This window comes from Pseudoalteromonas sp. MelDa3 (assembly GCF_002863625.1).
In the GTDB taxonomy this organism is placed as follows: domain Bacteria; phylum Pseudomonadota; class Gammaproteobacteria; order Enterobacterales; family Alteromonadaceae; genus Pseudoalteromonas; species Pseudoalteromonas arctica.
This window is the reverse complement of record NZ_PJBR01000020.1, coordinates 18668-44391: the sequence shown is the minus strand read 5'-3', so window position 1 is coordinate 44391 and position 25724 is coordinate 18668. Positions and strand designations below refer to the sequence as shown.

Annotated in this window: 21 protein-coding genes; 12 read left to right on the top strand and 9 right to left on the bottom strand. The window is 39.8% G+C overall.

Going from position 1 to position 25724, the window contains the following annotated elements:
- Positions 1-658 precede the first annotated feature (658 nt).
- The 6 genes from CXF89_RS06420 to cyoE all read left to right on the top strand — a co-directional run bounded on the left by CXF89_RS06420 (position 659) and on the right by cyoE (position 6221).
- Positions 659-1078, top strand: coding sequence for a hypothetical protein (locus CXF89_RS06420; RefSeq protein ID WP_007581161.1), 420 nt, complete (start codon positions 659-661; stop codon positions 1076-1078).
- Between the two features lie 319 nt (positions 1079-1397).
- Entirely contained in the window at positions 1398-2357 is a 960-nt protein-coding gene (cyoA, locus tag CXF89_RS06415) for a ubiquinol oxidase subunit II (protein ID WP_121954119.1), read from the top strand.
- A gap of 2 nt (positions 2358-2359) precedes the next feature.
- The gene (gene cyoB / locus CXF89_RS06410) at positions 2360-4348 is read left to right on the top strand and encodes a cytochrome o ubiquinol oxidase subunit I (RefSeq protein WP_007581166.1); all 1989 of its coding nucleotides are present in this window, start codon (positions 2360-2362) and stop codon (positions 4346-4348) included.
- Entirely contained in the window at positions 4345-4971 is a 627-nt protein-coding gene (gene cyoC, locus CXF89_RS06405; protein ID WP_024589277.1) for a cytochrome o ubiquinol oxidase subunit III, read from the top strand. Before cyoB ends, cyoC begins: the two co-directional genes overlap by 4 nt.
- The gene (gene cyoD / locus CXF89_RS06400; protein ID WP_024589276.1) at positions 4971-5327 is read left to right on the top strand and encodes a cytochrome o ubiquinol oxidase subunit IV; all 357 of its coding nucleotides are present in this window, start codon (positions 4971-4973) and stop codon (positions 5325-5327) included. Before cyoC ends, cyoD begins: the two co-directional genes overlap by 1 nt.
- 9 nt (positions 5328-5336) lie before the next feature.
- On the top strand, positions 5337-6221 hold the full coding sequence (cyoE, locus tag CXF89_RS06395; RefSeq protein WP_121954118.1) for a heme o synthase: 885 nt from the start codon (positions 5337-5339) through the stop codon (positions 6219-6221).
- Positions 6222-6322: 101 nt separating this feature from the next.
- Here the strand turns inward: cyoE and CXF89_RS06390 are convergent, their stop codons facing one another.
- The 4 genes from CXF89_RS06390 to CXF89_RS06375 form a co-directional block, all read right to left on the bottom strand.
- A complete protein-coding gene (locus CXF89_RS06390) occupies positions 6323-6988 on the bottom strand; it encodes a hypothetical protein (protein ID WP_121954117.1) in 666 nt (221 codons plus the stop codon).
- Between the two features lie 174 nt (positions 6989-7162).
- On the bottom strand, positions 7163-9145 hold the full coding sequence (locus tag CXF89_RS06385) for a phytase (protein ID WP_121954116.1): 1983 nt from the start codon (positions 9143-9145) through the stop codon (positions 7163-7165).
- An 11-nt stretch (positions 9146-9156) separates the two neighbouring features.
- Complete coding sequence (locus tag CXF89_RS06380; RefSeq protein ID WP_121954115.1) at positions 9157-10131, bottom strand: metallophosphoesterase; 975 nt, start codon at positions 10129-10131, stop codon at positions 9157-9159.
- A 61-nt stretch (positions 10132-10192) separates the two neighbouring features.
- Entirely contained in the window at positions 10193-12496 is a 2304-nt protein-coding gene (locus CXF89_RS06375) for a TonB-dependent receptor plug domain-containing protein (RefSeq protein ID WP_121954114.1), read from the bottom strand.
- 297 nt (positions 12497-12793) lie between these two features.
- Between CXF89_RS06375 and CXF89_RS06370 the strand changes: the two genes are divergently transcribed.
- The gene (locus CXF89_RS06370) at positions 12794-13714 is read left to right on the top strand and encodes a GGDEF domain-containing protein (protein ID WP_121954113.1); all 921 of its coding nucleotides are present in this window, start codon (positions 12794-12796) and stop codon (positions 13712-13714) included.
- On the top strand, positions 13698-14699 hold the full coding sequence (locus CXF89_RS06365) for an AraC family transcriptional regulator (RefSeq protein WP_121954112.1): 1002 nt from the start codon (positions 13698-13700) through the stop codon (positions 14697-14699). Before CXF89_RS06370 ends, CXF89_RS06365 begins: the two co-directional genes overlap by 17 nt.
- A 1-nt stretch (position 14700) precedes the next feature.
- Here the strand turns inward: CXF89_RS06365 and CXF89_RS06360 are convergent, their stop codons facing one another.
- The 4 genes from CXF89_RS06360 to ettA all read right to left on the bottom strand — a co-directional run bounded on the left by CXF89_RS06360 (position 14701) and on the right by ettA (position 18427).
- Entirely contained in the window at positions 14701-15204 is a 504-nt protein-coding gene (locus CXF89_RS06360) for a TlpA family protein disulfide reductase (RefSeq protein ID WP_121954111.1), read from the bottom strand.
- A 62-nt stretch (positions 15205-15266) separates the two neighbouring features.
- A complete protein-coding gene (locus CXF89_RS06355; protein WP_121954110.1) occupies positions 15267-16175 on the bottom strand; it encodes a histone deacetylase family protein in 909 nt (302 codons plus the stop codon).
- Between the two features lie 53 nt (positions 16176-16228).
- The gene (locus CXF89_RS06350; protein ID WP_007581201.1) at positions 16229-16597 is read right to left on the bottom strand and encodes a PilZ domain-containing protein; all 369 of its coding nucleotides are present in this window, start codon (positions 16595-16597) and stop codon (positions 16229-16231) included.
- Between the two features lie 156 nt (positions 16598-16753).
- On the bottom strand, positions 16754-18427 hold the full coding sequence (gene ettA / locus CXF89_RS06345; RefSeq protein ID WP_007581203.1) for an energy-dependent translational throttle protein EttA: 1674 nt from the start codon (positions 18425-18427) through the stop codon (positions 16754-16756).
- Positions 18428-18649: 222 nt separating this feature from the next.
- Here ettA and metA point away from each other — a divergent pair, with 222 nt between their 5' ends.
- Genes metA through metH form a run of 3 tightly spaced genes read left to right on the top strand, consistent with a single transcriptional unit; the run spans position 18650 to position 23300 of the window.
- Positions 18650-19597 carry a homoserine O-succinyltransferase gene (metA, locus tag CXF89_RS06340; RefSeq protein ID WP_024593525.1) on the top strand — a complete coding sequence of 316 codons (948 nt, stop codon included), beginning with the start codon at positions 18650-18652 and terminating at the stop codon, positions 19595-19597.
- Entirely contained in the window at positions 19587-20660 is a 1074-nt protein-coding gene (locus CXF89_RS06335; protein WP_121954109.1) for a homocysteine S-methyltransferase family protein, read from the top strand. Before metA ends, CXF89_RS06335 begins: the two co-directional genes overlap by 11 nt.
- 9 nt (positions 20661-20669) lie before the next feature.
- Positions 20670-23300 (top strand): methionine synthase, encoded by a 2631-nt coding sequence (gene metH, locus CXF89_RS06330; RefSeq protein ID WP_121954108.1) that lies wholly within the window; start codon positions 20670-20672, stop codon positions 23298-23300.
- A 161-nt stretch (positions 23301-23461) separates the two neighbouring features.
- On the opposite strand, the gene CXF89_RS06325 is transcribed toward metH, so the two are convergent.
- Positions 23462-24421, bottom strand: a complete 960-nt coding sequence (locus CXF89_RS06325) for a DUF4238 domain-containing protein (RefSeq protein WP_121954107.1) — start codon at positions 24419-24421, stop codon at positions 23462-23464.
- A gap of 346 nt (positions 24422-24767) precedes the next feature.
- Between CXF89_RS06325 and CXF89_RS06320 the strand changes: the two genes are divergently transcribed.
- Positions 24768-25523 carry a hypothetical protein gene (locus CXF89_RS06320; protein ID WP_121954106.1) on the top strand — a complete coding sequence of 252 codons (756 nt, stop codon included), beginning with the start codon at positions 24768-24770 and terminating at the stop codon, positions 25521-25523.
- The last annotated feature ends 201 nt before the right edge of the window (positions 25524-25724 follow it).

Here is a 25724-nt window from a genome sequence, read left to right as displayed (position 1 = left end):
TGAAAGGCAACTCAAATTCGGTGGTGACTGCATTTGAGTTGTTTTTATTTCCCTACAATGCCACGTAATGTAAACCAAGAATCTTTATATTGTGTGTGAAGATGTTGTCAGTGTGAAAGGCAACTCAAATTCGGTGGTGACTGCATTTGAGTTGTTTTTATTTCCTTACAATGCCACGCAGTGTAAACAAAAAATCTTTATATTGTGTGTGAAGATGTTGTCAGTGTGAAAAGCGGCTCAATTTCGGTGGTGACTGAATTTGAGCTTTTTTTATTTGTGCCACACAATTATTATTCCTTCCAAAAAAAACTATAATTTTATTAAATATTCTGCTTTAAATTATTTTTAATTCAAGCTAACTCATTGTTTTTTATATTGTTATTTTTTATTAACAAAATAGCTTTGAAAGCTTAACCAAAATTAATTGATTTTTAGTTGAACAGAAAATTCTCTTTGTTATACTCACGTTCGAACTTTCAGTAAGTTTTGAAAGTTTGATTGATACGGATCAATTTTCGCTAGGTAAATATGTGCTAGCTGGATTTGATTGTATTTAGCACCTGGTTTTAGGGCTTACAACAGCAATGTTTTTTAAATTTTTCCATTGCAAACTGTATTCCTCTAATTTTGTTATAGTCATTTTAGTAGGTTAATGTTTTTGAACACACTTTCTTTGCATCATACAAATACGGATCTTGCCTCTGGCGAGCCGCAGACGTGTGAGCGCTTGAATAAAGCAGGCAAGGGCGTGTGTGTAGCTATAACTTTATTAGTGTTTAATACTGTAATGTTGCTAAGCGGTGCACTAGAGGATGCCTTCAAGCTTGAAGCGCTATTAAGTGATGGGTTTATTGTAGAGCCGCTGTTACTTACTATTGTGCAATTTTTAGCTCATCCGATCATATCAAGTCAGTTACTTATTGGCCTTTGCTGGCTATTGTTCCATATTTTTCCAGCGCGTCGTGCTGGAATTATCCTCCGTAAAGCAGCCTTTGCTTTTAGCGAGGCTAAAGTTCTTCAGCCAGTGCAAGTTGCACACGGTTGTCGTGCTCCACCTAGCTTTACAGGTTGTCTGTAAGGCTGCATTTTGTTGCTGGTTTTAATTATTTGTTCTTGCTGTAAATAATTAAGGTTAGCTAAAACAAAGTAGCTCAGTGTTTTTTAAACACATTTCAGCCAACCACCACTCACCCAAGTTAACTTTTATTACGTTATATAAATGCGTTTAGAAAGCTGGGTTTGTTGCTAGGTCATTATTGGCATGAGCTTTAGGTTTTGAATAGCCCCCTTATTTTTTATAATTTAATTCTAGTTAACTTGGGTTTTACCGAAAAATCGTTGCTTTGTTTTTTATTTAAAGCAGCAAATTAGAACTTTTAGGTTTGTAGGATACTCCCTTGTTAATTCGTAACCTTTGTAATATTGCTTTAGCTAGTACAGTGCTGGCGTTGTCAGGCTGTAAAGGCGGGATACTCGATCCAAAAGGGCAGATAGGCATAGATGAGAAAAATTTAATCATCATCGCAACCGTGCTTATGTTGCTTGTAGTCGTTCCCGTTATTGTGATGACTTTGTATTTCGCATGGAAATATAGAGACACGCAAACTCATGAAATTTACGCTCCAAAATGGGCTCATTCAAATAAAATTGAAGCTGCAGTTTGGGCTGTCCCTATTGTTATTGTGATTATTTTAGGTGTTATTACCTGGGTGTCTACCCAAGAGCTAGACCCTTACAAACCAATTGAAGGTAAAGGTAAGCATCTTACTGTTGAAGTGGTTTCATTAAACTGGAAGTGGCTATTTATTTATCCTGAGCAAGGTATTGCTACGGTTAATGAATTAGTGTTTCCGGCTAATGTACCTGTTGAATACAAAATCACTTCAGAGAGCACAATGAATTCATTTTTCATTCCGCAATTGGGTAGTCAAATATACTCAATGGCCGGTATGGAAACCAAGCTTCACTTAATTGCTAATGAGCCAGGTACATTTAAAGGCTTTTCGGCAAATTACAGTGGTGCAGGCTTTACTGGTATGAAGTTTAATGCCATTGCTACACCTACTCAAGCTGGTTTTGATAAGTGGGTGAGTGATGTAAAAGCGAATTCAAGCGCTAATAATCTTACTCATGCAAATTATGTTGAGCTTGCAAAAGCAAGCGAAAATAACCCAGTTGCTTATTACGGTAAAGTTGATGACGGCTTATTTCATACCATCGTTATGAAATACATGCAGGCACATGGCGATATGAACAAAAAGCAACATGCAATGGGCGAACATGGGCAAATGAGTAAGAAGCATCAAGTAATGGATGAACACTCAATGCCATCATCTCACAGCCAGGGCGAGGAATAATAATGTCGTTATTAGGTAAACTAACAATAGACGCAATTCCGTTTCATGAGCCAATTCTTGTGTTCACGATGTCGGTTATTGCTATAGCTGGGCTTATTATTGCCGGGCTTATTACAAAGTATAAAAAATGGGGCGTGCTTTGGCGCGACTGGATCACGTCTGTTGATCATAAACGCTTAGGCGTAATGTATATTCTTTTAGCACTAATAATGCTGTTCCGTGGTTTTTCTGATGCCATTATGATGCGTGCTCAGTTAGCGCTTGCTACCAGTGGTGCGCCCGGTTATTTACCACCTGAACACTACGACCAAATATTTACTGCCCACGGCGTAATTATGATCATATTTATGGCTATGCCATTTATGATTGGTTTAATGAACATTGTTTTACCACTGCAAATTGGTGCTCGCGATGTTGCATTCCCATTTTTAAATAACTTAAGCTTTTGGTTTACAGCCAGCGGTGCCATTTTAATTAATATGTCGCTAGTGTTTGGTGAGTTTGCTAAAACAGGTTGGGTGGCCTATCCACCGCTTTCGGAGTTGACCTTTAGCCCTGGGGTGGGGGTGGATTATTATATTTGGGCCTTGCAAATATCCGGGCTCGGTACACTTCTAACAGCAGTAAACTTTTTAGCAACCGTGTTTAAAATGCGTGCACCAGGTATGACCCTAATGAAAATGCCAATTTTCACATGGACATGTACGTGGGCAAACATCTTAATTGCAGCATCATTCCCAATTTTAACTGCTGTACTTGCAATGCTAACGCTTGACCGTTATCTCGATTTCCACTTCTTTACCAATGAATTGGGCGGTAACGCCATGATGTACATCAACCTGTTTTGGGCATGGGGTCATCCTGAGGTATACATATTAGTATTACCAGCGTTTGGTATTTTCTCTGAAATTATTTCGACCTTTGCCGGTAAACGTTTATTTGGTTACAAATCGATGGTTTACGCCAGCGGTGCAATCTCAATTTTAGGCTTTATTGTTTGGTTACATCACTTCTTTACGATGGGGTCGAGCGCTAACGTTAACGCGTTCTTTGGGGTAATGACCATGGTTATTGCTGTACCAACTGGGGTTAAGTTGTTTAACTGGTTATTTACCATTTACCGAGGTCGCTTACGTATTAGCGTACCGGTACTTTGGACACTTGGCTTTATGGTTACCTTTACCGTAGGCGGTATGACCGGTGTATTACTTGCTATTCCTGGTGCCGATTACGTACTGCATAACAGCTTATTCTTAATTGCACATTTTCATAACACCATTATTGGTGGTGCTGTATTTGGCTACCTTGCTGGTTTTGTATTTTGGTTCCCTAAAGCAATGGGCTTTAAACTTAACGAAAAATGGGGCAAAGCATCATTCTGGTGTTGGATTATCGGTTTCTTCGTTGCATTTATGCCGTTGTACGTACTTGGTTTCTTAGGTATGACACGTCGTTTAAACCACACTAACAACCCAGATTGGAACATTTGGTTATACATTGCCGCAGGCGGTGCTGTAATTATTATGTTTGGTATTGTTAGCCAAGTAATTCAATTATATGTGAGCTTTAGAGACCGTGAAGCGCTTGACGATACAACAGGCGATCCATGGAACGGCCATACACTTGAGTGGGCTACAAGTTCACCTCCGCAAATTTATAACTTTGCAACAATTCCACACATCGATGATATTGATGCATGGACCGACATGAAAGAAAAAGGCCAAGCATACCAAGATAAAGCAAACTATAGCCCTATTCATATGCCTAAAAACACATCAGCTGGCGTGTTAATGGCAGCAAGCTTAACAGTATTCTGTTTTGCAATGATTTGGCATATTTGGTGGTTAGCTGTTGTTGGGCTAGTCGGCGCAATTGCCATCTTTATCAAACGTTGTTACACCAGCGATGTTGATTACTATATTCAACCTGATGAAATTGCACGCACTGAAGCTGCGTATAATTCAAGTGGCATTAAGGAGCTAAAAGCGTGAGTACACTTTCTGCAAATTTAGAATCAGTATCGCACGATGATCATGCCCACGTGCATGATCATCACGATACATCGGGTGACACCATATTCGGTTTTTGGTTATACCTAATGACCGATTGCCTATTGTTTGCCTCGTTTTTTGCCACTTACGCTGTGCTCTTTATGAACACAGCCGGTGGTGTATCGGGTAAAGATATTTTTGAACTCGACTTTGTAGCAGTAGAAACTGCTGCACTACTTATTAGTAGTATTACCTTTGGCTTTGCCATGATTGCCGCTCAAGGGCAAAAAAAGGCACTAACACTGACTTGGTTATTTGTTACGTTTTGTTTAGGTGCTGTGTTTATTGGTATGGAAGTATACGAATTTCATCACCTAATTGTGCACGGTAATGGCCCACAACAAAGTGCCTTTTTAACATCGTTTTTCTCATTAGTTGGCTTACATGGATTACATGTAACGGCTGGACTAATTTGGATGACCATAATGATGATTGAAGTTGCTAAACGTGGTCTAGGCAAAGCAACCGTAACGCGTTTAAGCTGCTTAAGCCTATTTTGGCACTTCTTAGACATTGTTTGGATTTGTGTATTTACCGTTGTTTATTTGATGGGAGCAATGTAATGAGCCACAGCGAAACGCATGCGTTAAAACAAGCGCAAAGTGATCATCATGATGAATCTCATGGAAGTGTTAAAACTTACTTAATTGGCTTTGTGCTATCGGTAATTTTAACTGCTATACCGTTTTATATGGTTATGGAAGGTGACTTCTCAAAAGCAACAACGCTTTGGAGCATTGTTACTTTTGCAATCGTACAAATTTGGGTGCATTTAAAGTACTTTTTACACCTTAATTTTACCACCGAAAATGGCCGTGCAAGTACTTTCTCATTCCTATTCAGTGCTCTGATCATCGTAATGGTTGTTGGGTTATCTGTTTGGATCATTTATGAATCTAACGCAATGATGATGTACTAGGAGTTGAAGATGTTTCGTCGTTATTTATCAGTGACAAAGCCGGGTATTATTATGGGCAATTTGATCAGCGTAGCGGGCGGGTTTTTACTTGCCTCGCGCGGTGATATAGACCTATGGTTAATGATTGCCACATTAATTGGTTTGTCGCTAGTGGTTGCATCAGGTTGTGCTATCAACAATGTTATAGATAGAGACATTGATGTAGCCATGGCACGTACTCGTACGCGGGTAACAGTAACTGGCGAAATGTCGGCCTTTGCTGCACTTAGCCACGGTGTTTTATTGGGCGTTATTGGCTTTGGTTTACTTATCGCCTATACCACTCAAGCCGCGGTATTTTTTGCAGTCTTTGGCTACGTAATTTATGTAGGGGTTTATAGCCTCTACATGAAACGCAACTCAGTATATGGCACTTTTGTAGGCAGCCTTTCTGGCGCTGTACCGCCAGTAGTAGGGTACTGCGCCGTAACAGGGCAGTTCGATATGGGCGCATTAATACTGCTAGTTATGTTTAGCTTATGGCAAATGCCGCACTCTTACGCCATCGCTATTTTTCGCTTTAAAGATTACCAAGCTGCAGGTATTCCAGTATTACCTGTGGCGCAAGGTATCGACAAAGCAAAGCGCCACATTGTGCTTTATATTGCTGTATATGCCTTAGTTGTGATGTTACTGCCAATTACTGGCTACACAGGTGCTGCTTTTATGGCTGTTGCTTGTATTACCAGCTTTTGGTGGTTGCTAATGGCGCTACGTGGTTATCGTCGTAATATTGATATGAGTAGCTGGGCACGTAAAGTGTTCGCATTTTCAATTATTAATATTACAGCGTTAAGTATTGCTATGGCTGTTGATTATCATAGCGTTGCTCCACAGCTATTAACGCTGACCTAATTTAAAAAATTTTTAACTATTCCAAAGTTAATCCAAAGGCTCGAAAGAGCCTTTTTTATGCTCGAATATTAAAATAATTGAACATTCGTATACTCGCTCTTTTACTTTTTAAAATCATCAGCATTGTAATAAAGTGGTTTAAGCGTGCCGCAATTAATAAACTTATAGGTAAGCTCATTTTCAGCTGGGACACGTTTTGAGGTACGAAGCTTTTGCATACACGCATTAACTAAATCGACAAAAATAAGATGGTTATAGCTCGGTGCTTTTTGAATTTTATGAATATAAATACGCTCAGTGCCGCTTAGTGTAATCATGTCGTAGTCTTGCCATTGCGATGGTTCACTCAAATCTTTTAGTTCTCTGGCATACAGCTGCTTACTCAAGACCAACTCTTTTTTTGAATAAATTAAACTGCCACCTTGTTGATAATCACCCTCGTAAATATCGGCAATAATTGTAATTTCTTCACCACGCATTAAATGCTGAATATTAAACGCTTGTGGCTTTACGGTGATTAACTCGGCATTTCTAACAAAGCCTAAAAATGGAACATCGGGGTTTCCTATTTTATAAACAACTTGCACATCATTGGGTAAATTATAGGTGGGTAAATTCATTGCAATAATAGACGAGCCTTTATTAACCAAAGCCATAGGGTGCTCAGCATTGTAAGCGGGGTCTACCGGTGGAAGTTCCGCTTTTTCTTCTTCAGCTGCGGCAAAGCCACTTAAAGTGATTAGTAATAAAGTAAGTAGTAAGCGCATTATAATCTCAATTAATTTATGAGCTTAAATTGTAGTATAAAAATATATATTACATTGAGTTAATTACACTTAATACTTAACTGCAAAGGATTGTATAAAAGGCTCAAATGAGCCTTTTATACAATTTCAAGGTAATCTCAAAGCGACATTAAAATAATGGCGACTAAATAAGCACTACTTAATTGCTTTTTTTACTTCTCGCCAATCTATTATTTTAAAGTTTTGAGGCTGCTGTGGCATACGGTTATAACCATCTTGTACAACTAAAATACCTTCAGGATAACCCGGAAGAGACTTAGATGTTACTGTTAACCCGTCGGTTTCTGATGAGCCATCAATACCATTAACCAAATCACTTATTACACTAAACTTACCTGCAAACTCTAAGCTAGGTGTTTTAATGCCTTGAGTACCATTCTTTATTTTATACAGTACGTAGCTGTTATCACCTTGGCTCGAAACAACTAAATAACGTGCTTTGTCGCTGTGGTAAATTTCCATACCTTCAACATCATCAACAAGTTGCTCATTTATGCCTTGTAGCATAACCGGTGTACTTCCTGCCGTTGGCTCTGCACCTACAAACCAAATACCGGCATCTTCCTCGCCTACAAATAATTGTCCTAGTTCATCATCTGCACTACAGCCTTCTGGTTGGCTTGGTAGGTTAAACTCGCGAACAAGTTTGCCTGTTGTTTTTTCGTTATCCTCACTGATTTTATATTGCTGATACAGCCCCGATTTATCATTTACAAATACATAGTTCCCCGTATTTGACGAGTACATACATAAGCCATAAATTTCATCAAGATTGGTAGGAATATCAGTAATGTACTTCACATTATTATTAGCTTGTACTGTAAATACACTAATACCGTTAAGTGTTCGGTTACTGGCGGTTATTAATGTATTGGTACTGTTTTTAATGGTGCTATTTTGTCGCAGGTCCACGTTATTTAAACGACCAACTTCAAGTGACTGTTCAAGCTTGCCATTTAGGCTATATACCATTAGTCCACGGCGTTTATCGGTGCCTAAAATTAAGCTGTTTGCTGCATTTTTAGGGTTAACCCAAATTGCCGGATCGTCTGCTGCATCACCAAATGCTTGAACGGGGGCAGTTTGTGCACTTGCCTTTATTTGAGTAATTGATTGGGTGCTGGTTTTTAATGATTTTTTGATAGGTGTTACAGGTAATGTACTTTTAATATAAGCGCCTGTTTCGTCGTTATACAGCACTGCCGTTGCCGTGTTGTTACTTGTGTAATTTACCGCTACCGATTCCAAGCTCAAGTCACCATTTAACATCCAGTTATTAAACGCTTTGCCAATTGGATCATAAGCATACACAGTATTGTTTTTGGTACTAGTAAACCAAATCATACCATCTTGCGAAGCCGAAATAGCTCCTAGTTCACTGTGTAACTCTCCAAAGGGGGCGACTAAAGCAATCGGTTTTTTATCTGCTTGCGATTCAGTGTTCGCGTTTATTGCCCAAATGCCTACTTCGCTTTCACTTACATATAAGGTATTTGTTGTTGTACTTACAGCACAACCCGACGCCTCACTAACGCCAGAAAATTCACGTACATTTACGTTAACCGCTTTATTATTCGCTGTATCAAAAATAATAGTTTCAGTAATTAGCCCGCGTACATCAGGTACAAATGCTGATATTGATTCACTCGCTTTATTAGCAAATAAACACACTGTATCGGGTTGTGCTTGTGGTGGGTTAATTCGGGTTAGTTCAATTGTATTCCAGCCACTTTGAGTGTGTTCAAGCTTAAATATAACAACGTTATCTTGATTGTTATCAATAGTTGCAACTAAAAATGAGTGTGCTGTTAGCTTAGTGACAGCAAGCGCTTCAAAGTTACCTTTTTTTATAATGCGGCTTTGTTGCGTTTCATCTTCAACTAACACTAAGCCTTTGCTTTCGCTTGCTAGCAACCAATTGTTATTATTTAACCATGCCGCTTGTGAACCTTGCATGTTATCTGTTGGACCAAATTTAGTACTATTAATGACTACTTTATCGGGTGTGTTTTTTACTGCCGTATTTGTAGTCACGTTACTATCGCTACACGCACTTAATGTACTAAGCACTAAGCTACTTACAATTAAGCTAATAGATTTTTTTAATTTAAAGTTCATGTTGTAACCCTTTATTGGTCAAAGCGCTTTTGAGTGCTGTAACGCACTTCGCCTTTATAGTTAATAGCCGTTGCTTTTAGTGCTTCATTGTTAATCGAAAAGCTCAAAAATCCTGGAGTAGCTTCTGCAAAACGCGTAAATTCACGTTGTTTTACGTAACGCGCTTCGCTACCGCCACCAGATACAAAGTGGTCGAGTTTACTGCCATCTATTTGGTTATGTTGCAGGTCATGTTCGTGTCCTGCTATGTATGCTTGCACACCATTTTGCTCAAATATGGGCTCGAGTAAATTACGTAAACCTTCAGTAAGTCCGTAACGTTTTCCACTGCTATAAAGTGGGTGATGACCAACCACTATTTTCCATCGTGCTTGGCTATTTTCGAGCTGGCTATTTAACCATGTTAATTGCGCTTGGCTGTTTTGCCCTTGAGTTGCTTTGTATTTTTCGCGTGTTTTGTATTCAGGATTTAAAGTATTAGTGTCTAAAAACACCATTAATATCTGCTCGCCACCTTTTAAAGTAAAGGTTTTGCTGTAATAGCGTGCAGGTAAATTCCAGCGCTGACTTTTTTTACTGTAATCAAGTTGTGCTTGCGCATTACCTAAATAATCATGGTTACCCAGTACTACATACCAAGGCTCGAATGTATGTGGACCATGGTAAATATCTTCATAGGCACTTTGCCAAAGCGGGTCGTTAACACTTGCTACGCCATTGGGGTAAAAGTTATCGCCAGTTGAAATAGTAAAATCACTATCCGTTTGAAACATCGCTATTTCTAACTGGTGCGCTACGTCTTTTTGATAAAAGTGCCCGTTATGACCCCAATCACCAATAACCGTAAAATTTAAGCTCTTAGGCAGCACCGTCAAGTTGGCAATTTTTTGTTGCTCGTATAATACGTCGGTGTACGTTACGTTTGCCAATACGCTTTGTATACTGCATAAGCCAAGTGTTATTAGCAGTAATGTTTTTTTTATCATTATTGTTCTCCCATGTTTGATAGCGCTAAATAAAGTGATTAGCACTACCTCATAAACTTATTTAAAACGCGTAACGCAGCATAAGTTGATAAACCGGTCCCGCTTCTTCAGACTCAATTTCGTACTCATCAAAGCTTCTACTAAACTGATCTTCAACGGTATCAAATTTATTAAAGGTTTCGTCTTTACTTGCATCAAGTAGGTTTGAACCCACCAAGCGTAGCGTTACATCTTCCCAACGTTTTTCTAAAAACACTTCAAAGTCGGCACTGTAAGATGTAGTGATTTCTTCACCTACAATACGTCCATATGCATCACCTTGCTTGCGGTAAGTTACGCCAAATGCAGCTTTGAGTTCGGGTAAGTCTTGAATAAACCCAACGTTATAAACGTAGTCTGATTGGTCGTTAAATTTGCGAGTTCCAAAAAAATCGGTTACTTCACTATCAAGCCATGAGTAGTTTAAAAATACACCCGTATTAGGCATGCTAAATGCGCCAAGTGGAGTAGATAAATCAAGCTCAACGCCTTTAACATTACCATCGCCTGTGTTGCGTGGTTGCAGTACAAATGTACCTTCGCCCTCAGAGCCTTCTTGTCCTGTATTTGCTATTTCTATTAGGTCATTTACTTTGCGATAAAATAAATTAATACCTACAACGCCACTTTTTCCTAAGCGATACTCGTAGCCTAAGTCCATACCCCAAGCTGATTCTGGTTTTAATTCAGGGTTCCCTAGTTGGTCGTTATCGCCAAGCTCTTTTTCGATAAGTGCCGGCGTTAAAAAATCAAACTCAGGGCGGCGTAAACTACGCGCAATCGATGCACTTATACGCCCATTTTCGCTAACGTTATAACGAAAGTGTGCCGAGGGGAGGATAAAGTCGTAACTATTATTTTCGGTCACGCCAATTGTTTTATCATTAATTTTAGAATCGGTAGACTCCCAGCGAACGCCCAGCTCCCAAGCAAATAAATCATCTTTGTGCTTAACAAGGGCAAATAAGTCAAAGCGATCTTCTTCTAAAGTATTTACACCACCAGTAACCGCTTCGTACTCGCTATTAAATGCAGCAAGCGTTAAAGGTGTTGCTGCGTATTGATCCCAACTGGTAAGTGCAAGTTCTAATTCGTTTTGCGATTCTAAAATTTCACTGTCGCGTTTTTTATTTTGTAAAAATGCACCAAACTGAATTTCTTTGCTGTCACCCCAAGGTTGGCTGTGTTGCCACTGTAGAGTCCATTCTTTATCATCTATTTCACTTTTAGTTTGCTCTTCTTCAAATACCATAGGCAGCTCTGAGGTATCTAATTCGACTTCTTCCTCATAAACAGACTCTTCAAACCGAGCAAAGCCAAATTTAAACTTACTTGTGCCGCTTAGTAGTGGAAATTCATAAGCGGTATTGATGTTGTAATTAGTTTGGTCAATATATTTAACATTCGCATTATCTGTTTCTAAGTTACCGCCATTTACAATATCGTTATTGGTTGCAGTTGGGTCGTTGTATTCAAATGAACGTTCATCCTCAGTACGCTCTGTATCAACCCACATAGCGCTAATATTAAACTGACTATCGTCGTCAAAAACAATTTCGTAGCTGGAGTTAAGTGACGTGTCGTCGCCATCGCGAGTGTCAGATTGGTCTTCGCGGTTATCAAATTCTTCTGTTTGAAAATTTATATTGTTTTCAGGGCTATCGCCGTAGCGCAAACTAGTTTTTTGTTTTGGGTTATATCTGCCTTGTAAATTTGCACCAAGTAATAAGCGCCCACCCGCAAATTCAGTACCGTACACTGCAGCTAAGCTTTCTTTAAATTCACCATCATCATAAAACAAGCCACCAGCACGCAAGTAACCGCCATCTAAACTGTAACCATCGCGCAATACAATATTTAATGTGCCTGCAATAGCATCGGCTGAGCGGTTAGCACTTGATGAGCGAATAATTTCAACGCGTTCAATTAACTCAGCCGGAATTCGGTCAACAAAAAATGAACGATCGGCACCAGCGCCAGGTACTTCTTCACCGTTTATAAGCACCTTTGTATAAGCAGGGCTTAACCCCCGCATACGTGCACCATCCGATTCAAGTACATCCGATAAAAATGTAACACTGGGTACTCGTTTTAATGCATCGCCTGCGGTTAAAGGTTCAAAACGTTGAAAGTATTCTTGTGAATATTCTAAGGTTGGTGCGAGTTCGTCTGAACGGTTTCTGTAACCAATTTCACCATATACAACAATTTTGTCAGAAACTTCGATATCTTTTTTTGTAGTTTCTTTTGCATCATCTTCTGCATAAGCTGTTAAATTGCATAAGGTTAATGCGGCTACCAGTACTTTTATTTTAAAATGTTTCATTGTATTTGCTCTTGGTTATTACTGGGTTGTTTCTTGGTATGGCGAGCAAGCTAAAGATATTTGGTTACGTAAATGTGACAGTGTTTAGTTTAAATACATGTATTTAGAGGTGTTTGAGCAATATGTAGTGCGTATTGAGCTTTTATCACTCCTCGTAAAGTCAGGTGTTATGTACCGTGCAGGGCTGTTTTTAAAGTAGGTATCATCTCGTTGTCATATAGCTGAGCTAATATGACCCTGCTAACAAAAACTTGTATGAACTAACTTCAAAACTCATTTATAAACGAGATACCGCACATGCGATTTAACCCCTTTATCAGCCACCGATTATTAATAAACGCTATTATTGCGATGTTTTTTAGCGCTGTGTTTTTAAGTAGTTATTTAGGTGTATTAAAAACTTACGCCAGTATTCAGTGGCTCGATATTATGGGGGAGGGCGGTATTGTATTAATGACCCTTGTATGGATTGCCGCGTTATTAATTTCAAGACCACCGAGTAAAGTAACCACTTACTTAGTAATAGGTGTTGGGCTATTTATGTTCTCGGCAACCCTAGATTTACTTGATGAATGGCTAATGCATCCCGCCCATCAATGGCTCAGTTGGATTGAATCTCTGCCAGCACCTTTAGGCATGTTGTTAACGAGTGTGGGTTTGTATTATTGGCATCAAGAGCAGTACGTATTAAATCGTCAGCTACGTCGCCGTGAAGCGCATTTACGTGAGCACGATAAGGTGTGTTCAGTTACAGGTCTTTATAAGGCGCAGTACCTAGATTCAGCAATTAAAGAGCAACTTACGAGCAAACAACCACTCTGGCTTGGGGCTATTGATATTCGTGATTTTTCGCATTTTAATAGTGAGTTTGGCTTTAGTCAGGGCGACCGGTTACTGCGTGAAATTAGCGAGCTATTGTTAATGAATTGCCGACTAAGTGATGTAGTGTGCCGCTACGCAGGAGATTGCTTTATGGTACTAATGCCAGCCACTACAGAGCAGCAAGCTAAAGAGTTGATGGCACAAATTAAAGGAGCTCTAAAGCATTGTGCATTTAAAGTTGAAGCATCTAAAAAAGCAAAGTTTCAATATGTCACTACCGCCTTAATACAAGGTAATAAGTATAGCAGTACAGATAAACTAACAAGCCAATTGCATAGTCAATTACAACAAAAAAAGCATCAACAAAAAGTAGCGCACCGTGCACATGTTTGTTAACCAAGACGATAAATATTTAAGCGCTCAAGGGCTTATTACGTCAGCTGTAGAGCTTGCTCAAAGCCGAAACATAAATTTACATAAGCTGCTACGCGGTACCGGTATTTTTGAACAAGACTTACTTAATTTTCAGCATACATTTAGTGTGTCTCAGCAGGTGCGTTTATTAGCTCAATTTAAGTTGTTGATGAAAAGTACCGACAGTGGTTTTTTACTCGGTAGCCAACTTATTAACGACACTCGAGCCGAAGCTCAGGCATTAAAATATAGCGATAATTTAGCTCAAGTATTAAAGCAATTATCACTTTTAAGAATGCAATTAGCGCCTTTGCTGTTTAGCCAAACGTATATTAAAAACGATAATGTTTATATTTATATTCAGCCAGCACATGGGCTTGATGAAAGCCTTTACCACTATGTGCTAGAGATATACAGCACTGCATTTTATAGTTTACTTAAACGAGTGAGCGAAAGTTACCCGCATTGTCAGTTCGACTTTGCTTTTAAACGCCCTCGGCATATTCAAGAGTACGAACAAAATTTAGGGCTAAAGGTAAGTTTTGATAAGCCATGTACTCGCTGGGTATTAAATAAAACCATGTTAAGGGCTAAAAACCCGCATGCGAGTCAATTACGATTTATGCAAGCGCAGTCGCAGCTACATGATAAAAGCGTAGTTAGCATGACTTTTATTGAAGCCGTCTGCAGATACTTATACTCTCACCCAAGTGCTAATTTAGAGTGTACCGCAAAGCACTTTGCTATGAGCTCAGCTACATTTAAGCGCAGACTCAAACTCAATGGGGTACGCTTTTCAGCGTTAATAGATGAGCAAAATAAGCACAAAGCTATTTACCTACTTACTCTGTGCGCTAAACATAACGAACAAGTCGCTGAGCATTTAGCTTTTTACGATATACCTAACTTTCGGCGCGCCTTTAAACGCTGGACAGGCTTAACACCTAATCAGTTAAAAGCGCAATAAGTTACTCAGTTGCCATGTCGATGGAATGCAACAATGTTCGTGCCTTTAAATGTAGGTTTGCGTCCTCTGGGTTTGACGTATTAGTCAGCCAAATTACATTGCCTTCTTTATTTACAAACAATGTCGTAGGTGTGCCTCGTATACCTAATTGCTGTGCTATTGCATCAGCTTTTACGGCTGTTTTAAAAGTATAACCTCTGCCTGAAAGCGCTTTAGCGGGAGTAGCATCGTCATCTTCTTTAAAGCTCACAGCAATAACCTTTAAGCCCATATCATCAATTTTTTGAAGTGCTGGCTGCAGCTTTTTACAGTACGGACACCACGTTGCCCAAAAGTGTAAAACGTAAGGTTGACCTAATAAATCTTGAGTGTTCAGTGCAGACCCATCAGCCATTTGTAAATTTAATGTAGGCAGCTTAGGGTATGTTTCTTGCGTACTTTCTTCTTGCGAATAGCTTGTAAAGCTTATAAAAATTAGTGCGATGGCAATAAATAGTTGCTTCATAATATGTTCGTTCTTATTTTACATATTAAATAAGAACGAGAATTTAACATTTTTATTTCAAACTAAAAGCGAGCGGCTTGCTCAACAACAATAGCATGGCGTTTAGCGAGGCGAAGATGGTCTTTATCGTAGCCACCACCTATTACTGTAGCAACGGGTGTGTTGTGTTCAAGGCAGCGTTTTAGCACTAAATGGTCGCGCTTAACTATGCCATCCCAGCTGATATCTAATTTACCCAAGCCATCGCCTTGCCAAATATCAACACCAGCATCGTAAAGTACCAAGCTTGGGTTTAGCTCTTCAAGTAAATAACTCAAGATTTCGTCAACTATGGCAAGGTATTCGTCGTCTTTCATGTTATCGGCTAAGCCAATATCTAAATCGCTAGCGGACTTTCTAAAGGGGAAGTTTTTTTCACAATGGATAGAACAAGTATAAGCGTATGCTTGATGCTCTAACATTGCGGCTGTGCCATCACCTTGGTGCACGTCTAAATCAAAAATAAGTACGTTAGTTACTTCACGCGATTCAATTAAAGTTTGCGTAGTAAAGGCTAAATCGTTAACCATGCAGTAGCCTGAGCCAAAATCGGTATGCGCATGGTGTGTACCACCAGCTAAGTGGCACGCTATACCATGTTTAAGTGCTAAACGAGCTGTTTGCAGCGTACCTTGAGGTGCTGTAAAGGTACGTGCCATAAGCTCTTTTGACCAAGGTAGGCCAATGCGACGCATTGCTTTTTCATCTAAGCGGTTATTCCACAAATCGTGTATGTAATTTTCGCAGTGTATTAGCTCAAGTGGCTCTGGCGTGCCTAATATTGGCTCAACCAGGTTATCGCTAATCAAACCCAGCTCTGCTACATGCTGATATAAATGTGCAAACTTACTCATTGCAAAACGATGCTTTGGATCGAAATTAAACGAGTAGTTAGGGTGATACACCAAAGGTAAATGTGGATTTAAAGTCATGTTTGCACAAGTTAAAAAGTTTGCACTATGGTAATCAACTAATCCAAATGAGTCTATTCTTGTGTGTCGTGAATCAACATAGCGAGTTCGCGATGTAATAGTTCGTCATCAGCTAAGTTTAGCTCTATTAAACGCTTTAAATAAGTAATGCTGTCTATATCAATATGGTGGCATTTTAAACCAATATGATCCGCTTCTATATGGCACACCACAACCTCCATTTTTATTTCTATTTCGCTTTGAGGCAGCGAAAAACGCAGAACAGCTTGGCTATTTTGGTTGCCAATAAAAGCATCACATTTAGTGATTAATGCGCCATGTAAAGATACATCAAGTAACTTACATGGGTATTGGTGATCATTAAAAATGACTTGTGCATCGGTTGAAAATAAAACACGAGAAAACTGACGACGATTTTGCATAACCTAATTTAGCCTTACTGTTTTTATAATAAATTAAGCATAGCGGGTAATTCTCTACATGCTAGCAGCATATGCTCCTGTAATGCTGGTGGCATAAAAAAGCCCCGCATAAATGCAGGGCTTAGTATTACTGTAATAAATTAGCTACAGTAAATATTAACCAATTTTTTTGTACTTAATACGTTTAGGTTCAGTTGCTGCTGCACCTAGTGTCTTTTTAAGCCACTCTTCGTATTCAGTATAGTTACCATCAAAAAAGTTAATTTGACCTTCGTCGCGGTAATCTAAAATGTGCGTAGCAATACGGTCAAGGAACCAACGGTCATGCGAGATACACATTACACAACCAGGGAACTCTAAAATAGCATTCTCTAGTGCGCGTAGTGTTTCAACGTCCAAGTCATTGGTTGGCTCATCGAGTAGTAACACATTGCCGCCAGCTTTTAATAACTTAGCAAGGTGTAAACGGTTACGCTCACCACCTGATAGGTCTTTAACAAACTTTTGCTGATCGTTACCTTTAAAGTTAAAGCGACTTACATACGCACGGCTTTGGAACTCAAAGTTACCAATTTTTAGTACGTCTTGACCGTCTGATATTTCTTGGAAAACAGTTTTGCTTTCGTCCATACCGTCGCGGAACTGATCAACAGTAGCAAGGTGTACGCTTTCGCCAACGGTAATACTACCGCTGTCTTGCTTTTGCTCACCACTGATCATTTTAAACAGCGTTGATTTACCCGCGCCATTAGCACCAATAATGCCTACAATGGCACCTTTTGGCATGCTAAAGCTTAAATCGTCAATTAAAACGCGATCGCCAAAACTCTTACGAAGATTAGTTACTTCAAGCACTTGGTCGCCTAAACGCGGGCCAGGTGGAATAAACATCTCGTTAGTTTCGTTACGTTTTTGGTAATCAGACTGCTGCATTTCAGTAAACTGAGCCATACGTGCTTTTGACTTAGCTTGGCGACCTTTAGGGTTTGAACGAACCCATTCAAGTTCTTGCGCAATTGATTTTTGACGTGCTTTTTCAGATTTTTGTTCTTGCTGTAAGCGCGCATCTTTTTGTTCTAGCCAAGAAGAGTAGTTACCTTCCCATGGAATACCTTCACCACGGTCAAGCTCTAATATCCAACCAGCTACATTATCAAGGAAGTAACGGTCATGCGTTACCGCCACAACAGTGCCTTCGTAATCGTGTAAGAAGCGCTCTAACCATGCAACCGACTCAGCATCCAAGTGGTTAGTTGGTTCATCGAGAATAAGCATGTCTGGTTTTTCAAGCAGTAATCGACATATAGCAACACGACGACGCTCACCACCTGAAAGGTGCTCAATTTTAGCATCCCATTCTGGCAGACGAAGTGCATCAGCAGCACGCTCTAAAACGTTATCAATGTTGTGACCATCGTGCGCCTGAATAACAGCTTCAAGCTCGCCTTGCTCTTTTGCAAGTGCGTCAAAGTCAGCGTCTTCCATGGCGTATTCGTTATACACTTCATCAAGGCGTTTAAGTGCATGTTTAACTTCGCCAACAGCTTCTTCAACAATTTCACGAACTGTTTTGCTTTCGTCTAAAACAGGCTCTTGCGGTAAATAACCAATTTTTGTACCAGGCTGAGGATGTGCATCACCTTCAAAATCTTGGTCAACACCGGCCATAATACGTAGTAACGTAGATTTACCAGAACCGTTTAAACCAAGCACACCAATTTTAGCGCCAGGAAAAAAGTGTAACGAAATATCTTTTAAGATAGTGCGCTTAGGTGGCACAACCTTAGATACTCGACTCATCGAGAATATAAATTTATCAGGTAAAACCATGGAGGAAAGCCTTCAAATAATAATAAAAATTTCAATGTTGTATTGTAGTGGCTGACAGGTGAAACAGTCAACGAATGGCGGGTTTTAAAGCACTAAAGCATGCTTGTAAGTAAAGTATAAAATCATGAATAAATTTCATTTAGACATCTATACATCTAGAGGTTGATATTTTTTACTTTCAGTTCATAATTAAGCTTCGGTTTTTATGAGCAGGAGTAAAGTATGCCAATTACAGTAAAAGACGAGTTGCCAGCAATTGCACGTTTACGTCAAGAAAACGTATTTGTAATGCCAAAAACACGTGCAAAAACGCAAGAGATACGCCCAATGCGTTTGGCTATTTTAAACTTAATGCCTAATAAAGTAGAAACCGAAGTTCAGTTTATTCGCTTGCTTGCCAACTCGCCTTTGCAAGTAAACGTAGAACTACTGCGCCTCGACACTCACCGCAGTAGCAGCAATTCAGAAGAGCACCTTGATACCTTTTATCGTTATTTTTCTGAGGTTAAAGACAACAATTACGATGCATTAATAGTAACTGGCGCGCCACTTGCGCATTTAGAATACGACGATGTAGCGTATTGGGATGAGCTAAAGGTCATTATAGATTGGGCTGAGCAACACGTTACCTCTACGTTGTTTTCGTGCTGGGCAGCACATGCAGCGTTATATCACCGTTACAATTTAAAGCGCGATTTAAAAGACGACAAACTGTGTGGCGTATTTACCCACCAATGTTACTTTGATCACGGCGCACTGACTCGCGGATTCGACGACACCTTTTTAGTACCGCACTCACGCTACGGCCACATTGATATAAATAAAATAAACGCCTGCGATGAGTTAGTAGTACTGGCAGGTTCTGAGCGAGTGGGGGCTTACTTACTTAAAAATAAATCGGGTAGTCAAGTGTTTATAACCGGCCACCCAGAGTACGACGCCGACTCGCTAAAAGCAGAATACGAGCGCGATTGTAAAAAGAGCCCTAATGCACCAAAACCCGAAAATTACTTTGTGGACGATGATGCAACCAAACAACCTTCAAAAACGTGGCAAAGCCATGCTTTTTTACTTTTTTCGAACTGGTTAAATTACTACGTGTACCAAACCACACCGTATGATATTAATTTAGTTAGCCAAGACGTGAGGACTAACAACTATGCCGAATAACGCTCCTACAAATAATAAGCAAGCCGAAATAAGCGCCGCATTAAAAGAACGCATTTTAATTTTAGATGGCGCTATGGGCACCATGATCCAAGATCATAAGCTAGAAGAAGAAGACTATCGCGGAGAGCGTTTTAAAGACTGGCATGTATTAATTAAAGGCAATAACGATTTATTAAGCCTAACCAAGCCCGATTTAATCACTGATATTCATCGTGGTTTTTTATCAGCGGGCGCCGATATTATCGAAACCAACACGTTTAACTCGACCACTATTTCGATGGAAGATTACGACATGGCAAACCTAAGCCGTGAAATAAACCTAGAGTCGGCTAAATTAGCTCGCGCAATTTGCGATGAATTTACAGCTAAAACGCCAGAAAAACCGCGCTACGTAGCCGGTGTTTTAGGGCCGACATCTAAAACGTGTTCAATTTCGCCAGACGTAAACGATCCGGGTTACCGAAATGTCACCTTTGATAAGCTGGTTACTGCGTATATTGAATCAACACTTGCATTAATGGAAGGCGGCGCCGATTTAATACTAATCGAAACTATATTCGATACCCTTAATGCAAAAGCCGCCTCGTTTGGCGTAGAAGAAGCCTTTGAGCAAGCAGGGCGTAAATTACCCGTTATGATTTCGGGGACTATTACCGACGCCTCTGGTCGTACGCTTTCGGGACAAACAACTGAAGCATTTTATAACTCTATTCGCCATATTAAGCCTATTTCTATTGGTTTAAACTGCGCGCTTGGTCCTGATTTACTGCGCCAATATGTAGAAGAGTTGTCGCGCGTGTGCGAAACCTTTACATCGGTACACCCTAATGCCGGCTTACCAAATGAGTTTGGTGAATACGACTTAGAAGCGGGCGATATGGCAACCGAAATTATCGATTGGGGTAAATCGGGCTTTATTAATATAGTAGGCGGATGCTGTGGCACCACGCCTGCGCATATTCGCGCTTTTGCAAAAGGTTTAGTGGGCGTTAAACCACGCCAACTACCAGAGCTTGAAGTACGCATGCGTTTATCAGGCCTTGAAGCCTGTAACTTAAATTAAGGAGCCAGCATGACCCAACAAATAGCAGTATTTACTAATGTCGGCGAACGTACCAATGTAACGGGTTCTGCCATGTTTAAACGTTTAATCATGGAAGAAGACTTTGAAGCCGCGCTAACAGTGGCACGCGAACAAGTAGAAAACGGCGCACAGGTTATTGATATAAACATGGACGAAGCCATGTTGGACTCAAAAGCCGCCATGGTTAAGTTTTTAAACTTAATAGCCTCAGAGCCTGATATTTCTCGCGTACCAATTATGGTCGACTCCTCAAAATGGGAAGTAATAGAAGCAGGCTTAAAGTGTATTCAAGGCAAGGCAATTGTTAACTCAATATCGTTAAAAGAGGGCGAAGAGCCGTTTATTCGCCAAGCTAAAATAATAAAACGCTTTGGTGCAGCCGCTGTTGTAATGGCGTTTGATACCGACGGGCAAGCCGACACGGCAGACCGTAAGTTCGCAATATGTGCGCGCAGTTATAAAATATTGGTAGAAGACATTGGCTTTGCGCCAGAAGATATTATATTCGACCCTAATATATTTGCCGTAGCCACCGGTATTGAAGAGCACGATAACTACGCCGTAGAATTTATTGAAGGCACACGCCGCATTAAGCAAAATTTGCCGCACTGTAAAGTGTCGGGCGGTGTATCAAATGTATCGTTTTCGTTTAGGGGTAATAACCCCGTACGTGAAGCCATTCACTCAGTGTTTTTATATCACGCTATTCAAGCTGGTATGGACATGGGTATTGTAAATGCGGGGCAACTCGCCGTTTACGATGATATACCAGAAGAACTACGTAAAGCCGTTACAGACGTAATACTTAACACCGACTCAGGCGCAGGCGAGCGTTTAGTAGAGCTTGCACCAAAATACTCGGGGATGGCGCAAGCCGAGCGAGTAGAAGATTTAGAGTGGCGCACATGGCCTGTTGCAAAACGCCTTGAGCACGCGCTTGTAAAAGGTATTACTACATTTATAGATGAAGATACCGAAGAATGCCGCGCCGCAGCAGCTAAACCTATTCACGTAATTGAAGGGCCGTTAATGGACGGCATGAACGTAGTAGGCGACTTATTTGGTGCAGGTAAAATGTTTTTACCACAAGTTGTTAAATCGGCGCGTGTAATGAAGCGAGCCGTAGCCTACCTAGACCCATACATTGAGCTTGAAAAAGAAGAAGGCTCAACTAATGGTAAAATAGTAATGGCGACCGTAAAAGGTGACGTACACGACATAGGTAAAAATATTGTGGGTGTTGTACTGCAATGTAATAACTATGAAGTAATCGACTTAGGTGTAATGGTACCGGCTGATAAAATACTACAAACCGCCATCGACGAAAAAGCCGATATTATTGGGTTATCGGGCTTAATTACCCCATCGCTTGACGAAATGGTACACGTAGCAAAAGAAATGAAACGCCGTGGTTTTGAACTTCCGCTACTAATTGGTGGCGCAACTACTTCTAAAGCGCACACCGCAGTAAAAATTGAGCCGCAATATGACAAAGGCGTAGTGTATGTTAGTAATGCCAGCCGTGCGGTAGGTGTAGTATCTAATTTATTATCAAAAGAGCATAAACCTGACTTTTTAGCTAAAACTAAAGCTGAATACGTAAAAGTGCGCGAGCAACAAGCGCGTAAAAAACCACGCTCTAAGCCTGTTACTATTCAGCGTGCCCGCGATAACGCAGCGGTGCTTGATTGGGATAACTACACGCCACCAGTGCCTAAAAAGCTCGGCGTGATCGAGTTTAAAAACGTATCCATTGCCACTTTGCGTAAATACATAGATTGGACGCCATACTTTATGACGTGGTCAATCGCCGGTAAATACCCGCGCATAATGACCGATGAAGTCGTAGGCGAGCAAGCGCAAAGCTTATTTAAAGACGCTAACGACATGTTAGACGACCTTGAAAAAGCAGGCAGTTTGCAACCACTTGGCGTAATTGGTTTATTCCCTGCTAACCGCGTTGGGGACGACATAGAAATATACACCGACGAAACACGCAAAGAGCTGTTAACGACCTCGTGCCATTTACGTCAGCAAACCGAAAAAACCGACTTTGCTAACTACTGCCTAGCCGACTACATAGCACCCAAAGGCACACCAGACTATTTTGGTGCGTTTGCTGTAACAGGCGGTCTTGAAGAAGACGACTTAGCAAATGCGTTTGACGCACAGCAAGACGACTACAATAAAATAATGATTAAAGCGGTTGCCGACAGGCTCGCAGAAGCGTTTGCAGAATACCTGCACGAAAAAGTACGTAAAGAGTATTGGGGTTTTGCACCAGACGAAAACCTAGCAAACGATGAGCTAATACGCGAAAACTACCAAGGTATTCGCCCAGCGCCAGGTTACCCAGCGTGCCCAGAGCACACCGAGAAAAAGAAAATTTGGCAGTTGCTCGACACCGAAAAGCGCATTGGCATGCAGCTAACTAGCTCGTACGCCATGTGGCCAGGTGCTGCTGTTTCAGGTTGGTACTTCTCACACCCAGAAGCTAAATACTACGCCGTAGCAGCAGTACAACGCGATCAAGTTGAAGATTACGCTAAACGAACCAATACGACGCTGGAAGAAGCTGAAAGATGGCTATCGCCTAATTTGGGTTATGATCCGGAGTAGAGAGGAGTGATCAGTTTTTAGCTGTCAGTTATCAGTAAAACAAAAAACGAGCCCAGTATGGCTCGTTTTTTGTTTTAAAATTAGAGCTATATGGTTACGAAAAGTTAATAAGATCTAACTTCGGTATTACCGTTTCCTACCGAATTAACGTTCATATAGCTTCAATACTTCAGCCTTGTTTGAAATAATATGAAAATGAGCACCCTCAGCCATTTTTTATTAACTTCTTTCACAAATGACTCGTTAACTAAGCTTGTGCTGTTTACAAATCTGTCTGACCACCCTATAAAATATGCTTTAGTAGGTGATAGAGGGTAAAAATACTCAGTTTCGTGTTTCAATGGTGATGTACCCATATTAGGTCTGGGATGGATGTTTACAACAGGCGCGTCAGCTGTAATAAATGGGATGCTAGTATTATTTTCTAAAATTGATTGATAGCAGTAACCTCTATTAATACACAAGCTTTTCCCTAAATTAGTGCCATAAAGAAAAGAAATAAACCACCAACTTTCCTCCATTAGTTCAGCTATTTGAGGGTCGCAATTCTTAGCAAAAGATTTAATAAATGTTTCTTTAAAAGCTTTAGTTCTAGTTAATTGATGCCCTAAAAATAATAAAAAATCTGTCATTTGATCAATGTTTTTTAAGGTGTTTACATCTAAATTTCTAAGTTTATTTGAAACACTTAAGGCATCGCGCTCAAGTTGAGAGTGTCTATCTTCGATCGAGTTATTTTTAGCGGCATTAAATAATTTATCACCATATTCGCTTTTAACATCCAAAGACGTATAATATTTATACATTTTTTGTGTGTCTAAATAGCTTTTAAGGACTTTTTCATGGTGCTTTTTTAATTCCATATCATTACTCATAGCTATGAGTTTTTCAATTAGGTAAACGTGTTTTTCTGTTAATGTATTAACACGATAGAAATACTTTTCCACTGCCACACTTTTTATGCTGTCTAGAGCTATCCCTTCTTTTTTCTTTGTGTAATATATGTCTCGACCGTTTGTAGACCAATGCTTCATGTAATTGGCCCATATATAATGATGCTTTTGTTTTACTTCCAATTTCTTATTATTAAGCCAATCCATGTCTTGCTCACTTTTATTCATTAAGTCGCATTTAGTAATGTCGAAAACTATTTCACATTAATACAAATACATATTTAAATAGTGGTTAATTATATTTTAGATTAACATCAAACAACCAAATAATAGGTGGTAAAACTTAGGTAATTACCTGACTTGTCTAGGCCTACTAAACAATGGATAGCTATTTGGCGTAGGGCCTACAAATGATAATGAAATCAAAGAGCCTAAAGCAAGTTATCATTATGAATTAATTGATTTTTATATTAAATATTTTCATCTATAACATCGGTAGGAATTATCCACTTTATAATTTTATCTCATGAATTTGTTGCATACATTTCTGATTATTTTAAATAAAGGACTATAAATGAAACATCTAAACCACATCCTACTGTGCCTATCTCTACTTTTTACATCTAGCACATTTGCTCTTGAGCAAAAATATCACGAGTTCGTTTTACCTGTTATTGCAGCCTTTGAAAGTGACGATAAACCTGCAATTGCTACACTTATTCGTTACCCATTAAAACGACGAGACCCCATACCTGACATTAAAAATGAAGCTGAGTTTATTAACCGCTTTGATGAGGTATTTAATGATGAACTAGTAGCAGTTATTGCCAGTTCAAACATTGACACCGATTGGGATAAAGTTGGTTGGCGCGGCATTATGCTAAATAACGGCGTTATGTGGGTAGATACCGACGGTAAAATTATTGCTGTAAATACCCAAAATGCTAAAGAGCAAGCACTTGCTAAAAGCTTAATCGAACAAGGTAAGCAATCCTTGCACGCAAGTATTAATACTCTTGAAAAACCAGTACTCGATTGGAAAACGGCTAACTATCATATTCGTGTTGATGATTTAGGCGAGCATAATTTTCGGTATGCAGTGTGGGGTATTAATAAAAAATCAAGCGACAAGCCTGATATGGTTTTATTAAATGGCGATATTACATTTGAGGGTAGCGGCGGGAATCATCACTATACGTTTAAGAATGGTCGCTATAGTTATGTGCTACAAGTAACCATTATTGGCTGCGATACATCACCACCAGGTTGGCTTGAAGTTTATAAAGACGATGAGCGATTGTTGTCTGAAGATGTTATAAGCACTCATTAATCGCTTTTTATTAGTAAGAATGCGGCTAAAATTTCTATAAAAGTAGCTTTAGCTGCAAGTTAAATGTTATTACTTTATTCTTCTATCCCTTTGTAAAACTTTGTTAATCGCCTCTTTATTTCCGGTTGGTACTCTATATAATGCCGTGTTAATGGAACGTTGCAGTTGTAGTGACGTGATTAAATAAAGAAATACAAAGGA

Bases quoted from the DNA above. Each gene is read 5' to 3' on its own strand.
- CXF89_RS06375 (WP_121954114.1), bottom strand. From the start codon at position 12,496: ATGAAACATTTTAAAATAAAAGTACTGGTAGCCGCATTAACCTTATGC.
- CXF89_RS06385 (WP_121954116.1), bottom strand. From the start codon at position 9,145: ATGAACTTTAAATTAAAAAAATCTATTAGCTTAATTGTAAGTAGCTTA.
- CXF89_RS06370 (WP_121954113.1), top strand. From the start codon at position 12,794: ATGCGATTTAACCCCTTTATCAGCCACCGATTATTAATAAACGCTATT.
- metH (WP_121954108.1), top strand. From the start codon at position 20,670: ATGACCCAACAAATAGCAGTATTTACTAATGTCGGCGAACGTACCAAT.
- cyoE (WP_121954118.1), top strand. From the start codon at position 5,337: ATGTTTCGTCGTTATTTATCAGTGACAAAGCCGGGTATTATTATGGGC.
- metA (WP_024593525.1), top strand. From the start codon at position 18,650: ATGCCAATTACAGTAAAAGACGAGTTGCCAGCAATTGCACGTTTACGT.
- ettA (WP_007581203.1), bottom strand. From the start codon at position 18,427: ATGGTTTTACCTGATAAATTTATATTCTCGATGAGTCGAGTATCTAAG.
- CXF89_RS06335 (WP_121954109.1), top strand. From the start codon at position 19,587: ATGCCGAATAACGCTCCTACAAATAATAAGCAAGCCGAAATAAGCGCC.
- CXF89_RS06350 (WP_007581201.1), bottom strand. From the start codon at position 16,597: ATGCAAAATCGTCGTCAGTTTTCTCGTGTTTTATTTTCAACCGATGCA.
- cyoB (WP_007581166.1), top strand. From the start codon at position 2,360: ATGTCGTTATTAGGTAAACTAACAATAGACGCAATTCCGTTTCATGAG.
- CXF89_RS06390 (WP_121954117.1), bottom strand. From the start codon at position 6,988: ATGCGCTTACTACTTACTTTATTACTAATCACTTTAAGTGGCTTTGCC.
- CXF89_RS06355 (WP_121954110.1), bottom strand. From the start codon at position 16,175: ATGACTTTAAATCCACATTTACCTTTGGTGTATCACCCTAACTACTCG.
- CXF89_RS06325 (WP_121954107.1), bottom strand. From the start codon at position 24,421: ATGAATAAAAGTGAGCAAGACATGGATTGGCTTAATAATAAGAAATTG.
- cyoD (WP_024589276.1), top strand. From the start codon at position 4,971: ATGAGCCACAGCGAAACGCATGCGTTAAAACAAGCGCAAAGTGATCAT.
- CXF89_RS06320 (WP_121954106.1), top strand. From the start codon at position 24,768: ATGAAACATCTAAACCACATCCTACTGTGCCTATCTCTACTTTTTACA.
- CXF89_RS06360 (WP_121954111.1), bottom strand. From the start codon at position 15,204: ATGAAGCAACTATTTATTGCCATCGCACTAATTTTTATAAGCTTTACA.
- CXF89_RS06380 (WP_121954115.1), bottom strand. From the start codon at position 10,131: ATGATAAAAAAAACATTACTGCTAATAACACTTGGCTTATGCAGTATA.